The sequence below is a fragment of the Arcicella sp. GW821-FHT09D11 genome, assembly GCF_059416265.1.
This window is the reverse complement of sequence record NZ_JBWKOV010000001.1, coordinates 448,920-471,908: the sequence shown is the minus strand read 5'-3', so window position 1 is coordinate 471,908 and position 22,989 is coordinate 448,920. Positions and strand designations below refer to the sequence as shown.

Here is a 22,989-nt window from a genome sequence, read left to right as displayed (position 1 = left end):
TCCTATTAGGTGGTGGCTTAAGTCCTAATGATTACCCACAAGTATATAAATAACTAACAATCAATCTCTTATCCCTAGCGAGGGACTTAAGTCCCTCGCTAGGGATAAGAACTTCACGTATTCAGGCTGTGACATGAGGCGACCAAAGCTCGGTTTGAAAGGCGATTTAAGCCTATTTGAGCCAATTTTATCAATAATTACATCTTCATTTCAACTTTTTTAAAAGATGTGGGTAATCAATAGGACTTAAGTCACCGCCTAATAGGAAGGATTTGAACTTTTTAGAGCTTAATGGCTCTTACTACTTCTCTTTTTCCCCATATACCTACATGCTTTTCTACTTTAAATCCTGCTTGTTCCATGGCTCTTCTTACAACAGTTTTTGAGCAATAAGTAGTTAGGAATCCCCCTCTTTTTAAGAAAGATGCTACATGCGTAAATGTTTCTGCCGTCCAGAGTTCTGGTTGTGAAGAAGGAGCAAAGGCATCATAATAAACTACATCAAATAGTTGAGCCGTCATAAAATCTTGAAGTGTACAGTTTACTTTTCGAAATGAAAAATTAGGCGATATTTCAATATTTTCGTTCCAATTTACACGATGGAGTTTTTGAAGTAAATCTGTTTCTGTACCAGTCTGATAATTTAATGATGATACATCTTCTTCTGAAATAGGAAAAGGCTCAAGGGTAGTATAATGTACTTGGAGATTATTCTTTTGTGCTTCTAAGGCCGTTACCAAGGCATTCAAGCCAGTGCCAAAACCTATTTCTAACACGCTAATCTCCTTTGTTTCTTGCATTTTAGCCAACAATCCCAATTCAATATACACCCTTTGGGTTTCGTCTAAAGCACCCCGAACAGAATGATAATATTGGTTAAACGTTGTACTGAATAAAGTAGTAAAACCGTCGTCAGTAATTCTTACTCTTTGCATTTTTTTTGGGACTTGAGGATTTAGGACTTGAAGACTATAGGATTTTGTGACTTTTAAGATTATTTAATAATAAAAGACTTGAAGATAGAAAGCCTAAAACCTTTTATCTTCAAGTCCTCAAGTCAAGGCAAAAATCTTCAAGTCCTTTAGTCTAAAGTCCTAAAGTCTAAAATTAAAGCATCTCCACAAAATTATCAAACAAATAACGAGAATCGTGTGGGCCTGGTGATGCTTCAGGGTGATGCTGAACTGAGAAAGCAGGTTTGTCTACTCTTCTTAAACCTTCCACCGTTTTGTCGTTCAAGTTAATATGAGTAAGTTCTACATTTTCGTTTGCTTCCAATTCTCCCATTTTTACGGCAAAACCATGGTTTTGTGAAGTAATTTCTGATAGACCAGTTACCAAGTTTTTCACAGGGTGATTTAAACCACGGTGTCCGTTTTTCATTTTATATGTTGAAAGACCAGACGCTTGTGCCAAAATTTGGTGTCCTAAACAGATACCAAAAGTAGGGCTGTCATTATCAACAATTTCTTTTACTGTTTCAATAGCGTAAGGCATTACCGCAGGGTCGCCAGGGCCATTCGAGATAAAATATCCATCAGGATTCCACGCTTGCATTTCTGAATATGGCGTTTTAGCAGGGAATACTTTCAAATAACAATCTCTATCAGTAAGGTTACTTAAAATACTTTTCTTCACGCCTAAGTCTAATACAGCCACTTTATGTTCAGCATCAGGGTTGCCTAAGAAATAAGATTCTTGGGTACAAACTTGTGATGAAAGTTCAAGTCCTTCCATTTGAGGCACTTTAGCCAACTCCTTTTTTAATTCTTCCACATCTAAGATTTCAGAAGAAATAATACAGTTCATCACCCCTACTTCACGAATGTGACGTACAATTTGACGCGTATCAACTCCTGAGATTCCTACGATTCCTGCCTTTTCAAAGTAATTTTGCAAAGAGCCATCAGATGTTTTACGTGAATGAATCGGTGAAAATTCATTACAAACCATTCCTGAAATTTTTATCGAGCCTGACTCTTCTTCTAAATCGTTAACAACTCCATAATTACCGATATGAGAAGTCGTATTTACAATTACTTGTCCGAAATATGAAGGGTCAGTATAAATTTCCTGATAGCCAGTCATACCTGTATTGAAGCAAATTTCTCCGCCACTCGTCCCGATTTTCCCAAGGGCGTTCCCTCTAAAAACTGTACCGTCTTCCAACAACAAAATAGCTGCTTGGCTTTGTGTTACTTTCATTTGATTGTTTCTTGGTTACTGTAAAGGTTGTACTATAAAAAAGGAGGTCAATTAATTTGACCTCCTAATAAAAATATTTTTAGAAACGATAAAACAGCCTTTTTTTGAAGGTAAATCTTTGGACATTTCCCAAAAGTTACTTGTAAAAACTGCTTGTATCATCATTTGTTTCATTTCTGGTACAAAGATAGGGAATAAAAGATTTTTGGACAAACGCTTTTTAATGAGAATTCTTTTTAAAAGCTTGAATGAAAGGTTTTTCTGAGATTTTATTGTACACTTCTTGCTTTTCTTGTCTTGATACAAGAAAAGTAACAAAAGAAAATCAAGAAATTCCGAAACTAGCTTCGCTCAAACAGCGGACTTTCAGAGAAAAGGTGAATAGAATTAGTTAGTAAAACTATTTTTTACCATGCTTCCTAAAAGCTTGAATTAATTGATATTCAAAGTAAGTGATGAAAATTTTAGAGAGAAAATCAACAATACTAATTGCCCATGTAAGCTTGATTAGTTCGGGTTTTGTATTTTTCAAAATTGAAATAATTTCTTTTGATTTATGTAGAGGATTGAAAAATTCTAAGAAAGCGGGTATAGAGTTATTACAAAAGAATATCCATCCAACCTTTGTGAATGAAAAGGAAATACCACTACTAAAACTTATGAGTGAAAAACATAAAAGTGTGCATACCATTGTTGAAAATAATCCTCTAGCCCAATTTGTTCCATGATTGGTTGATATTTCTCCTAAGCATATATTTATTTTTTCCCAATTACTAATCTTATTACTTTTTCCTAATGCATTCATTTCTTTGGCATAATACTCTAAAGCACTAATGGCATCCCCTCTATTTTCATAGATTTTTTTCAGTTGTCCATAACCAAGACGTTGTTGTTCTGAACTACTTGTACCATCTTGTGACTTAATTTCAGAAGGCATTACAGTATCAGATAGAAATGATTCTGTGATTTTTGAGCTTTTAAAATCTAGATATAATCTGGAAAAATCTGAACCTATGAAAGTCGTTTTCCCTAAATCTGAATTCTTTATAATAAAAAATCCCAGCTTTTCATTGTTAAGTTTGGGTGTAGAATAAGTGACATCTTTAAAATAGATATTCCCGAAATTGGTTAGATTGTCAATATTAATATTTGTAGGAGTGTTAATACTAACAAACTCACAATAAGTATCTTTCGAAATTATCCCTATTAATTCAAGTTTTGAAACTTGTCCATTCTTATTTTCAATTAAAAAATTTTTGCAAGTGATTTTTGTGAAGTCTATTTGTAATTCACTTATGTTTAAGTCAAAATAAAAGGATATTCTTAATTTATCACTTATTTTAATATTATCTGAAAAACTAAGTCGTCCAAAAACACCTCCATTAATATCAACCTCTTTAAACTGTCCACCAAATATTAATAACGATTCGTATCTTCCAGATTGAAAATTAAGTTCAGATTCGAAAATATTATTTTCCCCAATTTTTAAACCTTTCTCAAAGTAAGTGTTTTGAAATGAAACATCTCCTTTAAACATTGAATCATAAAGAAAAAGCTCTCTTTTAAAAACACCTCCCCAAAATCTTATGGAATTTTCAAAAGTGTTATTGTTAAATATTATTTTATCCCAAAAAGTAGGGTCTCGTGTCTCAAAAATATTTTTGAATCTATTAGAAAATATGTACACTTCATCCTTGTAAGAACCATCAAGAAACAAATTGCCGATTTCACAATTTGTTATGAATAATTGGTTATAGAAAATTGTATCAGAATTTATTCTGATATGACTTATTTGGGAGGTATCGAACTTTACATAACTATTGAAACTGCCTCTGTTTAATGTTAAACTTGTTATAGAACAATTCGTTAATATTATTGGATAAGTATACTCGTATTCAGTATCTAGTTTAATGGCTTGGTTTATAACAATATTGTTTAATTTTATTTCTCCATTAGAGGAAAACCAATTTTTCCATATCTGTTCTTCTCCTTTTTTAGCTTGGATTATTTTACAGAAAAGAGAAGCTTGCATAATAGTAGTTCTGGTAATCTCAGGGGAGGGCATTTGCAATTAGAGTTTAATGTTAGAATTTTAGTTAAATTAAGGATATATATGCATTTTATGAAATACTCCTCTTTAATTGCTTGAAGAAATTACTAATAGTTCTAACTAAATATAATTACGAATAGAGTTTCAGCATTTTTACAAAATATACTTTACTTGATTATCACAAAAAAAGCACAAACCCCAAAGAGTCTGTGCTTTTAATAGCTTGTTTATTGAAAACAGGTTTTCAATAACGATATTTTATTACAATACAGCTTCAGCCAAAACTAAGATATTGTTGTTCAATACTTCAACAACACCACCATCAATGATGAACTCTTGTTTGTCAGCCGCTAATGTTCCTTTTCCTAACGTCGAAACGATAGGAGCGTGGTCTTTCAAAATTTGAAAAGAACCATCTGTACCTGGTAGCGTAACGATGTCTACTTCACCAGAGAACACTTTCTTGTCGGGAGTAATAATTTGTAAATTCATTTCTATAAGAATTTGAAAATTTGAAAATCTGAAAGTTTGAAAAGAATTCAAATCAAAAGTGTGCCAATCGTTTTCAGATTAACACACTTTCAAATTTTCAAATTATTTCGATGCTTCAGCTACTAATCTTTCTCCTTTAGCAATAGCATCTTCGATACTACCTACTAAGTTGAAAGCAGCTTCAGGAAGATGGTCATACTCTCCATCAATGATTGCGTTGAATCCTTTGATAGTGTCGTTAATATCAACCAATACTCCTTTTAAACCTGTAAATTGTTCAGCCACAAAGAATGGTTGTGACAAGAAACGTTGTACACGTCTAGCACGAGATACTACCAATTTATCATCTTCAGATAATTCGTCCAAACCAAGGATGGCGATAATATCTTGTAATTCTTTATAACGTTGAAGAATCTCTTTAACACGTTGAGCAGTGTTATAGTGAACATCACCTAAAATACTTGGAGATAAAATACGTGATGAAGAATCTAATGGATCCACAGCTGGATAGATACCTAATTCAGCAATCTTACGAGATAATACTGTAGTAGCATCTAAGTGAGTAAACGTAGTAGCAGGAGCAGGGTCAGTTAAGTCATCGGCAGGTACATAAACGGCCTGTACTGAAGTAATCGAACCTCTTTTTGTTGAAGTAATACGTTCTTGCATCGCACCCATTTCAGTAGCAAGCGTTGGTTGGTAACCTACCGCCGAAGGCATACGACCTAAAAGAGCCGATACCTCTGAACCTGCTTGTGTAAAACGGAAGATGTTATCGATAAAGAAAAGGATATCACGTCCTTGGTCTTCACCTTCAGCATCACGGAAATATTCAGCAACTGTCAAACCTGAAAGAGCAACTCTAGCACGAGCTCCAGGAGGTTCGTTCATTTGACCGAACACCAATGTAGCTTGAGAACCTAAAAGAGCTTCTTCATCTACTTTAGATAAATCCCACTCTCCTTTTTCCATGGCGTGTTTGAAATCTTCACCGTAACGGATTACGTTTGATTCAATCATTTCACGCAATAAGTCGTTACCCTCACGAGTACGCTCTCCAACACCAGCAAATACCGAAAGACCTTCGTATGCTTTAGCGATGTTGTTGATAAGTTCCATAATTAATACAGTCTTACCCACACCAGCACCACCAAATAAACCAATTTTACCACCTTTTACATAAGGAGCAAGCAAGTCGATTACTTTGATACCTGTGAAAAGCACCTCAGTTGAAGTTGCCAATTCGTCATACTTTGGAGCAAGACGGTGGATTGGCATTGATTTGTTAGATTTAGGCTGAGGAATACCGTCAATTGCCTCTCCAACTACATTGAAAAGACGTCCTTTGATGCTTTCACCAGTTGGCATAGACATTGGTTGACCTAAGTCATAAACGTCTTGACCTCTTTGAAGTCCTTCTGTTCCTTCCATTGCAATGGTACGAACTCGGTCTTCACCTAAATGTTGTTGTACTTCGAGAATAACTTTGGTGCCGTTGGCTTTTGTAACCTCCAAGGCATTCAAAATTGTGGGGAGATGAGAGTTAGCACCCTCGAAGCTCACGTCCACAACTGGTCCGATTACTTGCGTAACTTTCCCTGTATTGACTGCATTTGCCATTTGTATTGTGATTTTGTTATCTGATTGTCAAGTGATTACGTTTTTTATGTACTTAACGTAGTATTTCAGACTGCAAAACTACTTGGTAAAATTCAGATTAACAATTCTGTTTTTGGATTTTTACCATATTTTTTGCTTAAAAAGTATCGTTTTGTTGGATTGGTTTAAGAGTGGGCCTCAAAAATTATGATTTTTTCATGGTTTTTAGGACAGAATCACTTTTTGATCAATATCTTCTTAAAAGTATCCATTTCAACTCTTTTTGCAAATTCAGCAATTTTGTCAGTTTACTACAATGTTATTTCTTTATAGACTTAAGGAAGTTTGGATAAAAAAATACTTTAAACCGTAAATAATTTGTCAGACTTTCAACAAAGCATAATAATTACCAATTTTGTGCATTAGTAGTATTAGCAAAAACATTACTGCTAAGTTCATTCATTCTCTAGCGAGGGACTTAAGTCCCTCGCTAGAGAATGAATGACATGATATTTTTTAAAACAACTTAATCGCCTTGCCTTAACAAAGCTTTAATTATCATATCAATATGCATTCAATACAATTTTGGAGAAACTGGCAGAAACCTTCTCGCATACTTTATTTTTTTTCATTAAGTATTTTGTTGTTCAGCCTAATTGCCTTCATTTTCTTTTATTTTAAAGGCTTGGAAAATGTCATCCATTGGAACATACTTAGTGAACTAGGAGAAGTGCCTTTTATTCTAGACCAATTTAATATAGGCAAGGAAACGCTTTCGTTTCCTACCAAAACCTTTATCGTTACTGAGCAGTTTTTGGCATCGACAATGGAGATTAATCTTTTGGGCAATTATATTTTTATAGGACTTTTTGCCTTGGGTGTTATCCTAATACTGTCGGCACTTTCAGCGCTTGCACGGTTCTGGTATTTAATGGCGATGGGGCTTGTTATTTTGTTGTTGGTTACCTTCAATTTTGAGTTACTATACAATGTAACTAACCGATATTTTACGATAAGTTTGATTATACTCTATGCAGGGCTTAGTTATTACTTTCATGCTTTTCGCCCAGCTATTAATATTCTTATAAGGTTTATAAGCTTCTTATTGATAACCGTATTAGTAACCTTATTCATTACTTATACAGCTAAGGTAAATAGCCCTTTTTTATTGTTAGCCAGTTACCGCACAGCAGGAGCGATGATATTGTGTGTTGCTTTTATTTTCATGATTTCTTACGAAATCATCCAAGGGTTCTTAGTGCTTACAACTTCTGCGAAAAGCCCGCAGGCTTTAAAGAACTTTATCTTGATTTCCGCCATTTACCTTATCAATGTATTGTTAGTTTTTTTGCATAACAATAAAACAATTGATTGGGAAATGATTTACATCAGCCCCTTTATACTACTTGTTGTATCCACAACATTGGGCATTTGGGGTTTCAAAAAAAGATTAGCTGGCAACAAAGAAATCATCGATTTTGAATCGTCAGGAGCATTTATTTACCTTGGTTTAGCCATCATTACTTTTGCCACTAACGGACAAGCCTTTGCGACTGGCAACGACCCAATGATTGAAGTATTAGAAGATGCTATTACCTATACACATTTGGCAATGGGTATCTTGTTTTTTGTGTACGTTTTAGTAAACTTCTTGCCTCTTCTTAAACAAGGTTTTGAAGTACATAAAGTGGTTTTTAAGCCTTTGAACTTACCCATTTGGACGGCTAGAGTATTATCTGTCATCGTGATTGCGGCACTGTTAGTCTTGAAAAATTTCTTTCCATTCCAACAAGCCAATGCCGCTTATTATAATGCCTTGGGTGATTATTATGCTTTTGATAAGCAATTTAGAATAGCAGAATCTGAATACCAGTCAGCACTACTCTATGAATACCGAAACCATAAAACCAATTATGCCTTGGCGTCTTTGGCACTATGGCAAAATGATAATGAAAGAGCAGCCCTTTATTTTAGAAAAGCTTTAGCGAAGAATCCCTCAGCCTTTGCTTATGAAGGCTTGAGCCGTTCTTTCTATGAAGAAGAACATTTTTTTGATGCCATCTTTACCCTAAAAGAGGGATTACAAAAATTCCCTAATTCTGGTGAATTACAGAATAATCTAGCATATTTATACAACAAATCTAATTTAATAGATTCTACAGTGCTGTATTACGACATGGCGATTAAGAATGCCCAAAAACCAGCAGTTCCGTCAAGTAATCTTTTAGCGTTTTGGGCAATGAATGGCAAGAAACAAACGATAAAGGAGTTACTAGCCAAGCCAGAGAATATTCAATATGCTTCCTATCAGGCTAATGTTTCTGCGCTTAAGAACATTGCTAATGTGGAAGATGCTTCAAAGGATGATTGGAAGGTAATATTGTCGCCAGATTCTGTATTGAGCAATATATCAGACTTCGCTTGGATATATAACCAAACACTTTTTCAGAAATCACAAGGAGAGAAGTTTCCTTTGTTAAGATTATCTGAATTAGAAGATAATGAAGCACATGCAGAGGATTTACACTTTGCAAACATTGTTCAAGAATATTATAAAGGAGATAAAATATCGACTTTCCAAAGCCTGTATTCATTAGCCGCTGCCGACTCTACCGATAAAAAAGGGAAGTATTATCAATTATTATTAAATACTTTGCTGAAAAAAGAATCAGTAGAAAAAGTAGATATTTTAACATTGAAAAATCTGACTACTGATGGGTTGAAACAGCACCCTCTTAATGAATTAGTAGTACAAAAAGCCGTACAAATTTTTAATCAACAAAAACAAGGCGAAAAGGCTTATCAGGCGGTATTGAATGCGATAACTTGGCGGAAAGACTCACCTGTTTTATATCAATTATATATTCTACAAGCCTTAAAAATTGGAATGAAAGAGTATGCGACAGATGGATTGAAGATACTACAAAAATTATCTCCAACCGACTATCAGCGTTTTCTGCCGACCTACCAAGCTAAAATACAATCCATAGAAAAGGTAAGTGCTGGTTTTCAGTAATTTTTTAAGTTTGTTTAATGTAAACTATTAGTGGGTCAAAAAAAGAAAAATAAATTGCGTTTTCTTTCATCAGCCTATTAAATACAAATCTTTACCACTCAGGAAAAATGAAAATTATTGAAACTAGCCATATCTCCAGACGTTATGTAATGGGTGCAGAAGTAATTCAAGCCTTGAAAGATGTAAGTATTTCAGTGAGTAAAGGCGAATATGTAGCCTTTATGGGCCCTTCGGGTTCAGGAAAATCTACATTGATGAACATAATTGGTTGTTTGGATACCCCTTCTACTGGCAGGTACATACTAAATAATCAAGATGTAAGTGAAATGACTGAAAATGAATTGGCCACTGTTCGTAACAAGGAAATTGGGTTTGTTTTTCAAACGTTCAACTTATTGCCTCGCCAATCTTCTTTAGAGAACGTAGCGCTACCATTGATTTATGCTGGTTATAATAAAGCCGACCGTATTGAGAAAGCAATGTTAGCCCTAAAGGGTGTGGGACTAGAAAACCGTGCTGGACACAAACCTAATGAACTTTCGGGTGGACAACGCCAACGTGTAGCCATTGCCAGAGCATTAGTGAATGACCCTTCGATTCTATTAGCCGATGAACCAACAGGAAACTTAGATTCTAAGACTTCTTACGAAATCATGGATTTGTTCGATCAGCTTTATTCTAAAGGAAATACCATTGTAATGGTAACGCACGAAGACGATATTGCTCAATATGCACACAGAATTGTAAGATTGCGTGATGGTTTAGTCGAATCTGATAAGATAAATAACAATGTCAAAAAGGCAAAAGACTTGATGGCAGGTCTTGAAGGGCATTGAAAATGAATTTATTTGAAAATATTTTAACGTTATAAGTTGTTGATTATCATTGCATTGGAATATTTTTAAAATTAAATGAAAAATATTTTAGATTTTTATTTTAGTGAATGCTTGCAGAATAAAATAAGTTTCGTACCTTTGCAGTCCAATCAAATGGAAACAACACCGCAGGATGGAGCAGTAGGTAGCTCGTTGGGCTCAAGTTATTGTTAATTGAGAATTTTGAAAATTACTTTATCAAAGTTTTACAATCAATTTGCAAGAGGGCTGCGTAGAAAGAAATTTTTACGTGAAAGTTTGTCAAATTCGGGGAACCCTTTAAGTATGGCAATCCCGAGCCAAGCCTTAGAAATAAGGAAGGTGTAGAGACTGAATGGCAGATACCTTAACGATTAGGTCGAAGGTAAAGAGACAGTCCAGACCACAAACCAGTAGGGTAGCGAAAGCTATAGTGGTAAGCATAACCCAAAGGTCACAGGTTCGAGTCCTGTTCCTGCTACACAGAATAAAGCCAATTATTTGATATTCAAGTAATTGGCTTTTTTGTTTTTATTTTAGATTAGAGAAATGATAAACACCAAACACAAAGGAGATATAGCAGAACAAGCGGTTGTTCTAGAAGCTTTAAAGAAGGGCTGGAATGTTTTGAGACCCATTGGTGATAGAATGCCGTACGATTTGGTTTTTGATATTGGAGACAGGTTTATTAAAATACAAGTGAAAAGTGCTTGGTTTGATGAAAAACGACAAAATTATGTTGTTGATAATCGCAGAACAAAAACAAATAGAAGAATAATGTTAAGGGAGAGGTATTGTGAAACCGACTTTGACTTTGCCATTGTTTATCTTGAAGAAATACATATTTTTTACATTATTCCTGTTGGAATTTTTATTAGTTATAGCTCTGAAATTCATTTAGTTGAATCAGAAAGAAGGCAAAGAAAACCTAAATCTGCAGATTATCGTGAAGCATGGTATTTATTGAATAATAATTTAGTAAATCAACAACGAATAGCAGACATCAACTTCTAATCGCATGGAACAACTCAATCATAAAGCAGGCTTTGTCAGTATTGTCGGAAAACCAAACGTCGGAAAATCTACTTTGATGAACGTCTTGGTGGGTGAACGCCTTTCAATTATTACTTCAAAGGCACAAACTACTCGCCATCGTATCATGGGTATCTTGAATGGTACGCATAAAGGAACTGATTTTCAATTGGTTTACTCTGATACGCCTGGAATTATTCTTCCAAAATACGAGTTACATAAATCAATGATGACTTTCGTGCATAGTTCTTTAGAAGATGCCGATGTTATTTTGTTTGTTACAGATATTTTTGAGAAGTATGATGAAGACGATGTTATTAATAAATTAGCTAGGATTGACCATGTGCCAGTTTTGTTGCTAATTAATAAAATTGATTTAGCAACTCCAGAACAGGTGGAAGAAAAGATAGCCCATTGGCGCGAACGTTTCCCCACACAAGCTATTATTCCGATTTCTGCCTTGAAAGAAGAAAATATTGGTCAGATTTTTGATTCTATCGTTGAACAATTGCCATTACACCCTCCATATTTTGATAAAGAGGAATTAACTGATAAGCCCGAACGTTTTTTTGCCTCAGAGATTTTAAGAGAGAAAATCTTCTTGAATTATAAAAAAGAGATTCCTTATTCTTGTGAAGTAGTAATAGTCTCTTTCAAAGAAGAAGACAATCTTATCAGAATCTCAGCAGAAATTTATGTGGAAAGAGTAACGCAAAGAGCCATTTTGATTGGACACAAAGGAGAATCTATCAAAAAAGTAGGTACTCAGGCGCGTGAAGCGATGGAGAAATTCTTTGGTAAAAAAGTGTTCTTAGAGCAATTTATCAAAGTAGAACCAGATTGGCGTTCAAAAGCACAAAAAGTAAAATCATTTGGTTATAGTCAAGACTAATGAATTTGAAAATTTGAAAGTGTGCTAATTTGAAAATTAATACTTAAATGATTTTTAAAATATAATTAGCTCAAAGCTGAAAGCTCACTGCTGATAGCCGACAGCCATTCTACCCTAATTTTTAACAGTATATTGTAATCTTTAACGTTGAGGTGCTTGTTAAGCCAAGATTGAGCGACTGATATTCAGGAAATTAATCATAAAAGGTACGCAGGGAACAGCTCAAAAAATTAAAAAATGTCAAACATTGTTGCAATTGTAGGTCGCCCAAACGTGGGTAAATCTACCCTTTTTAATCGCCTTATTGAACAGAAAAAGGCCATTATGGATAACGTTTCAGGCGTTACACGTGACCGTCACTATGGATATGGTGAGTGGATTGGTAAATTTTTCACCATTATTGATACTGGTGGATATGTACATGGTTCAGATGATACCTTTGAAGGTGCCATCCGTGAACAAGTAGAAATGGCAATCGAAGAAGCAGACATTTGCTTGTTTGTAGTAGATTGTTCTACAGGAGTAACCGATTTAGATAAAGACTTTGCTAAAGTGCTTCGTCGTTCAAAAAAACCTGTTTATATTGTAGCCAATAAAGCTGATACTTATGAAAAAGGTATGGAAGCTGTTGAGTTTTATGAATTAGGAATGGGAGAGCCTTATCCTATTGCAGCAGAAAGCGGTTCAGGAACAGGAGATTTATTAGATGCTGTAGTGAGCCATTTCCCTGAGGAAGGAATTGAAAACCCAAATGCTGGTATTCCGAAAATTGCTATTTTAGGTAAGCCAAACGTAGGTAAATCATCTTTCTTGAATGCGCTATTAGGAAAAGAAAGAAGTATCGTAACAGATATAGCGGGTACAACGCGTGATGCTATTGATAATCACTATACCTTATTTGGGAAAGATTTTATCATTACTGATACCGCTGGTATTCGTAGAAAAGCTAGGATTGATGATAACATTGAATATTATTCGATATTACGTTCAATCAAAGCGATGGAAGAATGTGATGTAGCAGTGATTATTGTTGATGCTACAACGATTGACGTTCAGACGGGTTTGCAAGCACAAGATATGAACATCGTATCAATGGCTGATAAAGCTAAAAAAGGTATCGTGTTGATGATTAATAAGTGGGATTTGGTTGAGAAAGATTCAATGACTGCAAAACGCATTGAAGATGCGGTTCGTCAAAGAATGGCACCAATCAATTATATGCCAATTATCTTTACTTCTGTAAAAGATAAGCAGCGTATTTTCCAAGCAGTAGAAAAAGTATTGGAGGTATATGAAAATAAAACCAGAAAAATTCCTACTTCTAAATTAAATGATGTGATGTTGAAAGTGATTGAAAACTATCCTCCTCCAGCTTGGAAAGGAAAGTATATCAAAATCAAATACATGACTCAATTACCAACTAAAGCACCATCGTTTGTGATGTTCTGTAATTTACCTCAGTATATTCGTGAGTCTTACGAACGTTATTTAGAAAATCAAATGCGTGAGCACTTTGATTTTACAGGTGTACCGATTCAGATATTTTTTAGAAAAAAATAATAATATACATCATGAAAATGATTTCAGCATCTTGGTTACTTCTCGCTATCAGCCCCCAAGGCATGAGATAAGTAACTATTTGATATGAATTTATTAAAAAGACCTTTCTCAGCAATGTGAAGGGTCTTTTTGTTTTTACCTTAACTTAGAATAACCATGACGAAAAAAAGTAAGTTTCAGTATTTTGTTGGAGTAATGTTAGTATTGACAGGCGCAATTTTATTTGCAGGAAAAGCTGTTCTAGTAAAATATAATTATCTACATTATCACGTAGATACGGTTTCTCTGTTAGCCCTACGAATGTTGTTCTCAGCACCATTTTATCTGATAATTCTATTCTTTCAACAACAAAAACAACAAGACCAAGTAAAGCTTACTACGCGACAATGGTTTTGGATGTTTGCTATCGGGTTAGTCGGGTATTATTTGGCTTCATTGTTTGATTTCTGGGGCTTAAATTATATCACTGCCAGTGTAGAACGCCTCATCCTCTTTATATATCCTACTATTGTAGTAATCATATCGGCCATTTTTTTAAAGAAGCCTATTTATAAAATTCAGTACTTAGCTTTAATAATTACCTATCTGGGTGTAGCGATTGCTTTTGTCCCTGACTTGCAATTAGGTTTGCAAAAAGACTTAGTAATTGGCTCAATCCTGATTTTCTTAAGTGCCTTTACTTATGCGTTATATTTAATAGGCAGTGGCGAAATGATTCAAAAGGTTGGTGCTCTACGATTTACTTGCTATGCCATGCTTATTTCTACAGGGATGGTCATCGTGCATTACTTTATTGCGGGAGAAAAGGGATTACTCTCTTATGAAGCAGGAGCTTATTGGTTGAGCCTTGCGATGGCTGTATTTTCTACGGTTATTCCTTCGTTTATGATTTCGGAAGGAATAAGACGCATTGGCTCAGGCAATGCGTCTATTATTGGAAGTATCGGGCCAGTAGCCACCATTATTATGGCGAATATCTTTTTAGATGAAAATATCACTGTTTGGCAATTAGCAGGAACTTTCGTGGTGCTATCTGGCGTATTAATGATTTCTTGGAAAGGGAAATAATTGCTTTATTCTTTTTCAAAAAGAGATGTATCCAATTTGGCAATGTTGCCTCTTCCTCCAACTGCCCAAATGCCATTTCCCATAATACTAATGGCATGAAAAGCAGAGGTATCAATCGCTTTCCACGACTTTCCAAAATCTTTAGAATAACTAGTTCCTGATGGCCCAACGGCTATCAGGATTTTTTTCTTATAAACGGCTACTCCTTCTTTCAAACCCGCAGGGTTTGTTTGTGGAGCATCAACCCAAGTTTTACCACCATCGCTTGTCAGTAAAACATTCGGAATGGCTTTGTTAGCTTCTAAATAATCACCGCCCACAGCAATGCCATGATTAGTATCCCAGAACCTCATGCCAAACAATCCGCTGGCTTGGCTTGCTGACATCGTCGTGTTGATTACTTCCCAATTATTACCTTGATTTGTACTTCTGAAAATTCTTGAGTTTTTGGCTCCACCAGTACATATATATACATTACTTTTTCCTGAAACAATCAAACTTGTTCCACTTGCAGCAAAAGCTGCTTCGCCTTCTTGGTTAGTAGGAATATTCTCTGGATTAATCGGCGTCCAAGTCTTGCCACCATCTTTCGTTTTAATAATAAAGAAATGTCCCTTAATAGGGTCACTAAAAGCGATACCATTTTGTTTATCCCAAAAATCGATACCGTCAAAGAAAACGCCTTTTTCATTAGTTTGGTAAACGATATTCCAGTTTTTACCACCATCTTCAGTGCGGTATATTTTAGCATTTCCTTTTTCGGCTTCGCCTGCACTCATCAAGATAGCCTTGTTTGCATCGAAAGCATGGATGTCTCTAAAATCCAATTTTTCGGCTTCAGGTACTTGTTTTACTTCCCAAGTTTTTCCTCCATCAATCGTTTTAATAAAAGTCCCTTTTGAGCCACCCATCCAAACGATTTTATCGGATACAGCATGCACAGCCCTAAAGCTTGCATCGGTCGCTATGTTTTGTTTAAGCCATTGAGCATGGGCATGAATGGAAACTAGCATTAGGAATAAGGAGGTAAAATATTTAAGGGTCGTCATTGATGAAAATATTTAATGTTAAATGATTTGAATTACGAATGTACAAAAAAGCCCAATAAAAAAGCCTTCTCAATTTTGTTGAGAAGGCTTTAAAATGATTTTTAAAATTATCTATTAACAATAATACGTTTTGTTAAATCAAAATTTGCTGCTTTGAAACGAAGCATATATTCGCCTTCATTGTTATTTCTTAAATCAATGATTACTTTTCCTTTGATAGTTGGTAAAGTGCCAGCATAAATCTGTCTTCCTAAAAGGTCGTAAATCAAAATCTCTGGATTGTCATAATCAGCTAACGTTTCAATGGTTAACAAACCGTTGCTTGGGTTAGGATAGATAGATAATCCTGCGAAACTTGGGTCTTCTTTGAAAGAAAATGCTTTAGTGAAATTTGAAAAACATGCTAACTGACCACCTGGTGCTGAAGGAATAGCAAACAATGTTTTAATTCTCGCTGTATAGTCTCCAAATCTATTGGCTTTAATGATTCCTTCTTTGAATGCTAATACTTCCGAACCATACTTCCATTCATATTCGTTTCCAGCAGGGAAATTAACCGCTTTTAAAGTATAAGTACCATCTTTTTCAATAGATGCTGCTGATGCATCAGGGTTGTTTCTAACAATGATGTTAATTGGTGCTGATTTTGGTGAAATACAACCCGTGGTAGTATTCTTCGCAAATGCAGTATATTCCCTGGAAATATCTACAAAAGTACCTTGGCTATTAATAGACGTTAAATTAAGGGTTTTTCCTACAAAGCCTGTGCTCCATGTTACTTCAAAAGTACTTGTTGCTACTAAGTTTACACTATTGATTTTGCTATAATCATCATTACTTCTTGAACAGAATATTGTTGCGCCATCAGCAGCAATCGTTGGTGCATCTGGTACAGGTAAAGCAACTGTTGATACTAAGTCAGACGAAGGAGAAATACAGCCACGTGGGTCAATTACTTTTACAGAGAAAGTACCCGTAGTTTTTACTGTAATAGACTTTGTTGAATCTTTACTACTCCATATATACTTTGTTTTTTCGCCATTGATTAAATCCGAAGAAGTAATAATTACGCTTTGGTCAGCACAGAAAGATAAATTTCCACTTGAAGTAATCGTTGGTTTAGCAGGTAATGCATAAACAGTCACTTTTACTAAGTCAGACGAAGGCGAAGTACAATTATTTGCATCGATAACGGCTACTGTCAAGTCTCTAGAAGTACTTAACGTAATTGAGCGAGTAGTTTCGTTGTTACTCCAAATATATTTAACATTTGGCGTTGATGTTAAAGTAACTGAGCCACCATCACAAAATGCGATTGGCCCACTTGCTGTAACGACAGGTTTCGCGGGAAGCGCATTTACTTTAATCGTTGTAGTATCTGATGATTTAGACACACAACCTTTGGCATCAATTATTTGCAAAGCATATTTTCCTGCTAATTTAATATTAGCGATAGTTCTGGTAGTTGCACCTGTGTTCCAATTATAGCTAAAGCCCGCTGTTGAAGTAAGGGATATTGTATCGCCAGCACAAATGGTAGCATTTAATTTTGATGACGTAATAACTGGCTTAGTTGGTAATACCAGCGATGTTAGTTTTACGGGTTCAGATATAGGCGAATAACATCCTATTTGCTTTTCTGTAGCTATTACCTGAATGGTAGCTGTTTTGTTGAAAGACTTCACCAAACTTGTTGTACCTAAACTGTCTTGTTTTACACCATTAATATACCATAGATATTTTGATGTTAAAGCACTACTGTCTGCTTTTAATGATACGCTTTTATCTTCGCAAAACTCCAATGCACTAGCTGTAATAACAGGCTTGCTAGGAATAGGTATCGCTTTTACAGCAACAGGGTCAGAAATAGGTGAAAGACACCCTATTCTAGATTCTACAGAAACTACTTGAATATTGCCAGTTTGTGTGAATTTATCTATATGGCTTACAGTACCTAAATTATCTTGTTTTACACCATTTACATACCATTGATAGCTTTTTATAAACTGAATACTATCTACTTTGAGGCTAGTACCGAAGTCTTCACAAAAAACAGGAGCTGAAGCAGTAATTTTAGGCTTAGGCAATGAATAAAATTCTACAAAAACCTGACCATCTGCATAAGCCGGAGCTTGAGGACATTCAGGTGAAACAACTGAAAGATAATAATAACCAGAAACTTTAGTTTTCAATACAGGAGTACCGAAGCCTTCAGTAGAAGGGTCAATATGATTTGGAGATGGGAAAGCACTAATCATTCGCTGCCATCTATATTCATAATTAGGATTAGTTATATTAGACTTTAAAGTAACTGCATCGCCATCACAGGCAATAATTTTATCCTGAGTAATATGTGGAAGTTGTGGTGCTGATAAATATTTTACATCCAAATGATTTGAATGTAAGCTAACACCATTTCCTACGATAGTACAAGTAGCATAAACGGTAGTATTTGCAGTGATTTCTAAGAATTTTAACTCAGTAGTAGGAGTATTCAACCCTAAATCACGTCCATTAGAATCGTACCAAGTGATTGTTCCAGTATTACAACCAGAAGATCTTAATACTACAACGCTTCGAGGATCACCAATGGATTGATAGCCACATCTATCTATTCCTACATATTGAACAGTTGGAGCGTCTGGAATGGATGTGTTTGTGGTGTTCTTATTCTCTTCTGAAATTGAAGTAGAACCATTCGCTAAGACAACACCAAAAGACGCTATCAGAAAGGAAATGACTAAGAGTGTTCTTTGAGTAAAGTTGTTCATAATTAAAATATTTTTTTTGGTAAAATTTTTAGGTTGAGATTTTAGAAAGCACTAGAAATTCCGCTTTAATGCTCGTAGCAATTTACTTATTTTATTCTAAATAAATGCTATGCCTTGTAAAGTATGGAGTAAAAATAAGACAGGACTCGCTTAAAACCATAAAAAAAACATTAAACTTTTTGATTTAGATAATTTAAGCGCTTTACTGTATTGGATTTAGTCATTATTAAATCTATTTGTTTCAAAATTTCAGGGTATTGATACAATTTAAAACCCTCATAAATCGTGTAGTAATATAGTATTAAGTTGATTTTATAAATAAAAATTTGTATTTAATTACATTAATTTCACAAAACATATACCTTTGTATAATTATTAATAATTTTATATTTTTTATAAAAAATTTGTGATAACTCGACGATTTTAAATGAATATTCGCAAGTTACCCTCAGCCAGTCACGCTTTTAAATATCCTTTATTGATTAAAAGTATTCTTGCTTATTCTACAATTTTGGAACCTCATAACGAAATTGTTTATAAGGACTCTTTACGATATAATTATTTCGAACTGAATCGCAGAGTTCGAAAACAAGCAAATGTTTTCAAAAACATGGGGCTGGATGGTGGCAAAACTGTTGCCGTGATGGATTATGATTCTCATAGATACTTGGAGTGTTTCTTTGGCATTCCCATGACGGGAAATGTATTACATACCATCAATTGGCGACTTTCACCTGCTCAGATATTATATACTATTAATCATGCCCAAGATGAAGTAATTATTTGTCATGTTGATTTTTTGCCACTTCTGGCATCTTTATTTGATGAAATAACTACTGTTAAAAGTATTATTGTTTGTACTGATAATGGGGAATATATTAACAACACTTCGTTACCAATAATAGGCGAATATGAGGCTCTATTAGAAAATGCTGCTGATGAATATGACTTCGAGGACTTTGACGAAGATGCCGTAGCCACTACTTTTTATACTACTGGCACAACAGGCAATCCTAAAGGGGTATATTTTACTCATCGTCAGTTAGTCTTGCATACTTTATCCATCAGCGTAACATTCAGTGCGATTGCTGGTGCTTGTCGTTTTAATAATACCGATGTATATATGCCACTTACGCCCATGTTTCATGTACACGCATGGGGCTTTCCTTATGTGGCTACGATGTGTAATACTAAGCAAGTGTATGTTGGCAAGTTTGAGCCTGAAATGGTATTGAAATGTTTTGTAAAAGAAAAAGTTACCTTTTCACATTGCGTGCCTACTATTTTACAGATGTTTGTTTCACATGCAGCTACGCAACAAATTGATTTATCTCAATGGAAAGTAGTCATTGGTGGTTCTGCTTTACCAGAGGCTTTGGCTAAAGCAGCTTTACAAAGAGGAATAGATGTGATTACAGGATATGGGATGTCTGAGACCTGCCCGATTTTATCAACAGTGTACTTGAATCCTGAAGATGCAAAGAATCCAGATATAGATTTTCAAGTAAAAGCCCGTACGCGTTCTGGAACGCCTGCTATTTTAGTTGATTTACAGTTGTTAACAGAAGATGGAAGTATTGCTAATAAAGATGGAGAGACAATAGGTGAAGTGACAGCAAGAACACCGTGGTTGACACAAGGTTATTTTAATGAACCCGAAAAGTCTGAGGATTTGTGGGAAGGAGGATGGTTGCATACTGGCGACGTGGCTACAATGAACCAGCATCATTCCTTAAAAATAACAGATAGAATAAAAGATGTGATAAAGTCTGGAGGGGAATGGGTAAGCTCTATTGCCTTGGAAAGCCTGATTGGCAAACATGAAGCTGTTCAAGAAGTGGCAGTAGTGGGGATTCCAGATACAAAATGGGGCGAACGCCCACATGCGATGATTGTATTGAAACAAGACCAAAGTCTGAGCAAAGAAGATTTGAAGAATTTTTTGCAAAAGTATGTGGATGATAAAACAATCACTGCTTGGACAATCCCAACATCGGTTGATTTCGCCAAGGCTATCCCGAAAACATCAGTCGGGAAAATTGACAAAAAAGTGATTAGAACTTTGTTGCCAATCTAAAGAAGAAAAATCTTTCATAACGATTTTTATATAAATGCTTGATTACTGAAACCTTGCTCGGATTCCGAGCAAGGTTTTTTGTTTGTATCTTCGCCTTTCAAATTGCTATTAATAGCCATTGTTGGATATTAACCTTTATATTATACACATTCTCATTCAATTATTCGAACAAAAAGATGATGCAAAATACTTCCATAAAAAACCGATTGTTTCCCGTTTTCCTTAAGTTAGAAGAATTGAATGTTTTGCTTGTGGGCGGAGGAAATGTGGGTTTAGAAAAACTTTCGGCGATGCTCAATAATAGTCCTGAAGCTAAAGTAACTGTGGTGGGAACGATAATAAGACCCGAATTGAGAGAATATGCGCAGAGTTTTCCACAAGTAATTATAGAGGAACGGAATTTTGAGTATAATGATTTAGATAATAGAGATTTGGTGATTTTGGCAACGGATAATCCCGAATTGCATGCAAACATCAAACGCAGTACTGCTGAAAGACACATCTTATGCAATGTAGCAGATACACCAGCCCTTTGTGATTTTTATTTGGGGTCAATTGTACAGAAAGGAGATTTAAAAATAGGTATTTCGACCAATGGAAAATCGCCCACGATGGCAAAAAGGATGCGAGAGTTTTTAGATGATATTATTCCAGACGATATTCAACAATTGCTGGATAATTTGCGAGAAATCAGAAAATCAATCAAAGGGGATTTTCAAGAAAAAATCAGGGTGTTAAATGAAGTAACAGAAACAATGATTAATAAAAAGTAAATGATAGATAATAAATCAATGGAAACGCTTAAAATCCTTAATGCTAGTCAGATAAGAGCTTTGGATGCTTTTACGATACAAAAAGAAGGAATTTCTTCTATTGATTTAATGGAGAGGGCGTGCGCTACTTTTGTCAATTGGTTCGGTCAAAAATACTATTCTAATACAAAATTGTGTATCAACATATTCTGCGGCTTAGGCAATAATGGGGGAGATGGGTTAGCTATTGCTCGCTTGTTAAAACAACAGGGCTTTTGTGTAAAGGTTTTTGTCGTGCAATATACCGACAAAACAAGTGGCGATTTTGATATAAACCTGAAACGCCTTCAAAGTTTTGCTAAAGTTAATTTTATCAAGACTGTTAACGACTTTACGCTATTTTCGGATATTCAAGAAAATAATATTATCATTGATGCCTTATTAGGGGCGGGAATCAATCGGTGTGTAGAAGGAATCTTGAAAGAACTAATCAATACCTTGAATGAAACAGCAGCGATAAAAATTGCCGTAGATATTGCTTCGGGGTTGTTTATGGATAACGCAAATGATAAAGGAGATGTTATTTTTAAGCCCGATTTTACCGTTACTTTTCAGTTACCTAAATTGGCATTGATGTTGCCTCAGAATTATGATTTTGTAGGTGAATGGGAGGTACTAGATATTGGCTTGCAGGAGGAAATGATTAATGAACTCCCTTCTTATTATTTTTATACAGCACAAATCTTCCCTAAGCTCCGTCAAAAATTCTCTCACAAAGGTACTTATGGGCATAGCCTGATAATTTCGGGCTCAAAAGGAATGATGGGGGCTGCCATTTTATCTGCTAAGGCTTGTTTGAGGTCAGGTGTTGGTAAACTTACTTGCCATGTGCCGAATATGGCTTATGAAATGATGCAAGTTTCCGTGCCAGAAGCCATGACGCTAACTACCACAGATAATTTAGATTTTATTTCTACACAGTTTACCGAAAAAGATTTCGAACATTATCAAGCTATTGCTGTTGGTCCTGGTATCAGTACCCACCCAGATGTTTGTAAAATGTTGGAAAGTGTAATAACGGCTACTAATAAACCAATGGTTATTGATGCTGATGCCTTGAATTTACTAGGAACTGAAGAAGGTAGAAGTTTACTAAAACAATTGCCTCCCAATACTATCTTGACACCTCATCCTAAAGAGTTTCAAAAATTATTGGGATTGACATGGAAAGATGATTATGACAAACTGAGTTTACTACAACAATTCGCTAAAAAGCATCAAATATTTGTAGTGTTAAAGGGTTATCAAACAGCTATTGCTACTCCCGAAGGAGATGTTTATTTTAATTCAACAGGTAATGCAGGTATGGCAACTGCAGGAAGCGGGGATGTGTTGACGGGTATTATTGTGGCTTTATTGGCACAAGGATATTCAGCCAAAGAAGCGGCTATGCTAGGCGTTTTTAAACATGGTGAAGCAGGAGATTTAGCAGCGAATAGTCTTGGACAAATGGCTATGATTGCGAGTGATATTATTGATAATTTGAGGTGGTGAAGAGAGGGCAAATTGTGA

At 35.2% G+C, this 22,989-nt stretch carries 16 protein-coding genes and 1 tRNA gene; 10 read left to right on the top strand and 7 right to left on the bottom strand.

What is annotated here, in order from left to right:
* Positions 1–281: 281 nt before the first annotated feature.
* The 5 genes from mnmC2 to atpD form a co-directional block, all read right to left on the bottom strand.
* Positions 282–935: a tRNA (5-methylaminomethyl-2-thiouridine)(34)-methyltransferase MnmC2 gene (mnmC2, locus tag AC07N0_RS01865; RefSeq protein WP_494587906.1), complete on the bottom strand. Its 654-nt coding sequence runs from the start codon at positions 933–935 to the stop codon at positions 282–284.
* Between the two features lie 172 nt (positions 936–1,107).
* Positions 1,108–2,205: a glutamine-hydrolyzing carbamoyl-phosphate synthase small subunit gene (gene carA / locus AC07N0_RS01860; protein WP_492800559.1), complete on the bottom strand. Its 1,098-nt coding sequence runs from the start codon at positions 2,203–2,205 to the stop codon at positions 1,108–1,110.
* Between the two features lie 400 nt (positions 2,206–2,605).
* A complete protein-coding gene (locus AC07N0_RS01855; protein WP_494587905.1) occupies positions 2,606–4,270 on the bottom strand; it encodes a hypothetical protein in 1,665 nt (554 codons plus the stop codon).
* Positions 4,271–4,516: 246 nt separating this feature from the next.
* Positions 4,517–4,747, bottom strand: a complete 231-nt coding sequence (gene atpC, locus AC07N0_RS01850; protein ID WP_492800558.1) for an ATP synthase F1 subunit epsilon — start codon at positions 4,745–4,747, stop codon at positions 4,517–4,519.
* Positions 4,748–4,849: 102 nt separating this feature from the next.
* Positions 4,850–6,367 (bottom strand): F0F1 ATP synthase subunit beta, encoded by a 1,518-nt coding sequence (gene atpD, locus AC07N0_RS01845; protein ID WP_492800557.1) that lies wholly within the window; start codon positions 6,365–6,367, stop codon positions 4,850–4,852.
* 664 nt (positions 6,368–7,031) lie between these two features.
* Between atpD and AC07N0_RS01840 the strand changes: the two genes are divergently transcribed.
* The 7 genes from AC07N0_RS01840 to AC07N0_RS01810 all read left to right on the top strand — a co-directional run bounded on the left by AC07N0_RS01840 (position 7,032) and on the right by AC07N0_RS01810 (position 14,768).
* Entirely contained in the window at positions 7,032–9,362 is a 2,331-nt protein-coding gene (locus AC07N0_RS01840) for a tetratricopeptide repeat protein (protein ID WP_494587904.1), read from the top strand.
* Between the two features lie 107 nt (positions 9,363–9,469).
* A complete protein-coding gene (locus AC07N0_RS01835; protein WP_492800555.1) occupies positions 9,470–10,198 on the top strand; it encodes an ABC transporter ATP-binding protein in 729 nt (242 codons plus the stop codon).
* A gap of 430 nt (positions 10,199–10,628) precedes the next feature.
* A tRNA-OTHER gene (locus AC07N0_RS01830) sits at positions 10,629–10,697 on the top strand.
* Positions 10,698–10,765: 68 nt separating this feature from the next.
* A complete protein-coding gene (locus AC07N0_RS01825) occupies positions 10,766–11,230 on the top strand; it encodes a group I intron-associated PD-(D/E)XK endonuclease (RefSeq protein ID WP_494587903.1) in 465 nt (154 codons plus the stop codon).
* Positions 11,231–11,234: 4 nt separating this feature from the next.
* Positions 11,235–12,140, top strand: coding sequence for a GTPase Era (era, locus tag AC07N0_RS01820; RefSeq protein WP_492800553.1), 906 nt, complete (start codon positions 11,235–11,237; stop codon positions 12,138–12,140).
* A gap of 237 nt (positions 12,141–12,377) precedes the next feature.
* Entirely contained in the window at positions 12,378–13,700 is a 1,323-nt protein-coding gene (gene der / locus AC07N0_RS01815; protein WP_492800552.1) for a ribosome biogenesis GTPase Der, read from the top strand.
* A gap of 156 nt (positions 13,701–13,856) precedes the next feature.
* Entirely contained in the window at positions 13,857–14,768 is a 912-nt protein-coding gene (locus AC07N0_RS01810) for a DMT family transporter (protein ID WP_494587902.1), read from the top strand.
* Positions 14,769–14,773: 5 nt separating this feature from the next.
* On the opposite strand, the gene AC07N0_RS01805 is transcribed toward AC07N0_RS01810, so the two are convergent.
* Positions 14,774–15,817, bottom strand: a complete 1,044-nt coding sequence (locus AC07N0_RS01805; RefSeq protein ID WP_494587901.1) for a WD40/YVTN/BNR-like repeat-containing protein — start codon at positions 15,815–15,817, stop codon at positions 14,774–14,776.
* Positions 15,818–15,924: 107 nt separating this feature from the next.
* The gene (locus tag AC07N0_RS01800) at positions 15,925–18,588 is read right to left on the bottom strand and encodes a T9SS type A sorting domain-containing protein (protein ID WP_494587900.1); all 2,664 of its coding nucleotides are present in this window, start codon (positions 18,586–18,588) and stop codon (positions 15,925–15,927) included.
* Positions 18,589–19,015: 427 nt separating this feature from the next.
* On the opposite strand from AC07N0_RS01800, the gene AC07N0_RS01795 reads away from it, so the two are divergent.
* The 3 genes from AC07N0_RS01795 (at position 19,016) to AC07N0_RS01785 (ending at position 22,971) form a co-directional block, all read left to right on the top strand.
* Entirely contained in the window at positions 19,016–20,665 is a 1,650-nt protein-coding gene (locus AC07N0_RS01795; protein ID WP_494587899.1) for a fatty acid--CoA ligase, read from the top strand.
* A gap of 179 nt (positions 20,666–20,844) precedes the next feature.
* A complete protein-coding gene (locus AC07N0_RS01790) occupies positions 20,845–21,438 on the top strand; it encodes a precorrin-2 dehydrogenase/sirohydrochlorin ferrochelatase family protein (RefSeq protein ID WP_494588397.1) in 594 nt (197 codons plus the stop codon).
* A gap of 18 nt (positions 21,439–21,456) precedes the next feature.
* A complete protein-coding gene (locus AC07N0_RS01785) occupies positions 21,457–22,971 on the top strand; it encodes an NAD(P)H-hydrate dehydratase (RefSeq protein WP_494587898.1) in 1,515 nt (504 codons plus the stop codon).
* The last annotated feature ends 18 nt before the right edge of the window (positions 22,972–22,989 follow it).

Coding starts and splice junctions, on each gene's coding strand:
- mnmC2 (WP_494587906.1), bottom strand. CDS start 935: ATGCAAAGAGTAAGAATTACTGACGACGGTTTTACTACTTTATTCAGT.
- carA (WP_492800559.1), bottom strand. CDS start 2,205: ATGAAAGTAACACAAAGCCAAGCAGCTATTTTGTTGTTGGAAGACGGT.
- AC07N0_RS01855 (WP_494587905.1), bottom strand. CDS start 4,270: ATGCCCTCCCCTGAGATTACCAGAACTACTATTATGCAAGCTTCTCTT.
- atpC (WP_492800558.1), bottom strand. CDS start 4,747: ATGAATTTACAAATTATTACTCCCGACAAGAAAGTGTTCTCTGGTGAA.
- atpD (WP_492800557.1), bottom strand. CDS start 6,367: ATGGCAAATGCAGTCAATACAGGGAAAGTTACGCAAGTAATCGGACCA.
- AC07N0_RS01835 (WP_492800555.1), top strand. CDS start 9,470: ATGAAAATTATTGAAACTAGCCATATCTCCAGACGTTATGTAATGGGT.
- AC07N0_RS01825 (WP_494587903.1), top strand. CDS start 10,766: ATGATAAACACCAAACACAAAGGAGATATAGCAGAACAAGCGGTTGTT.
- era (WP_492800553.1), top strand. CDS start 11,235: ATGGAACAACTCAATCATAAAGCAGGCTTTGTCAGTATTGTCGGAAAA.
- der (WP_492800552.1), top strand. CDS start 12,378: ATGTCAAACATTGTTGCAATTGTAGGTCGCCCAAACGTGGGTAAATCT.
- AC07N0_RS01810 (WP_494587902.1), top strand. CDS start 13,857: ATGACGAAAAAAAGTAAGTTTCAGTATTTTGTTGGAGTAATGTTAGTA.
- AC07N0_RS01805 (WP_494587901.1), bottom strand. CDS start 15,817: ATGACGACCCTTAAATATTTTACCTCCTTATTCCTAATGCTAGTTTCC.
- AC07N0_RS01800 (WP_494587900.1), bottom strand. CDS start 18,588: ATGAACAACTTTACTCAAAGAACACTCTTAGTCATTTCCTTTCTGATA.
- AC07N0_RS01795 (WP_494587899.1), top strand. CDS start 19,016: ATGAATATTCGCAAGTTACCCTCAGCCAGTCACGCTTTTAAATATCCT.
- AC07N0_RS01790 (WP_494588397.1), top strand. CDS start 20,845: ATGCAAAATACTTCCATAAAAAACCGATTGTTTCCCGTTTTCCTTAAG.
- AC07N0_RS01785 (WP_494587898.1), top strand. CDS start 21,457: ATGGAAACGCTTAAAATCCTTAATGCTAGTCAGATAAGAGCTTTGGAT.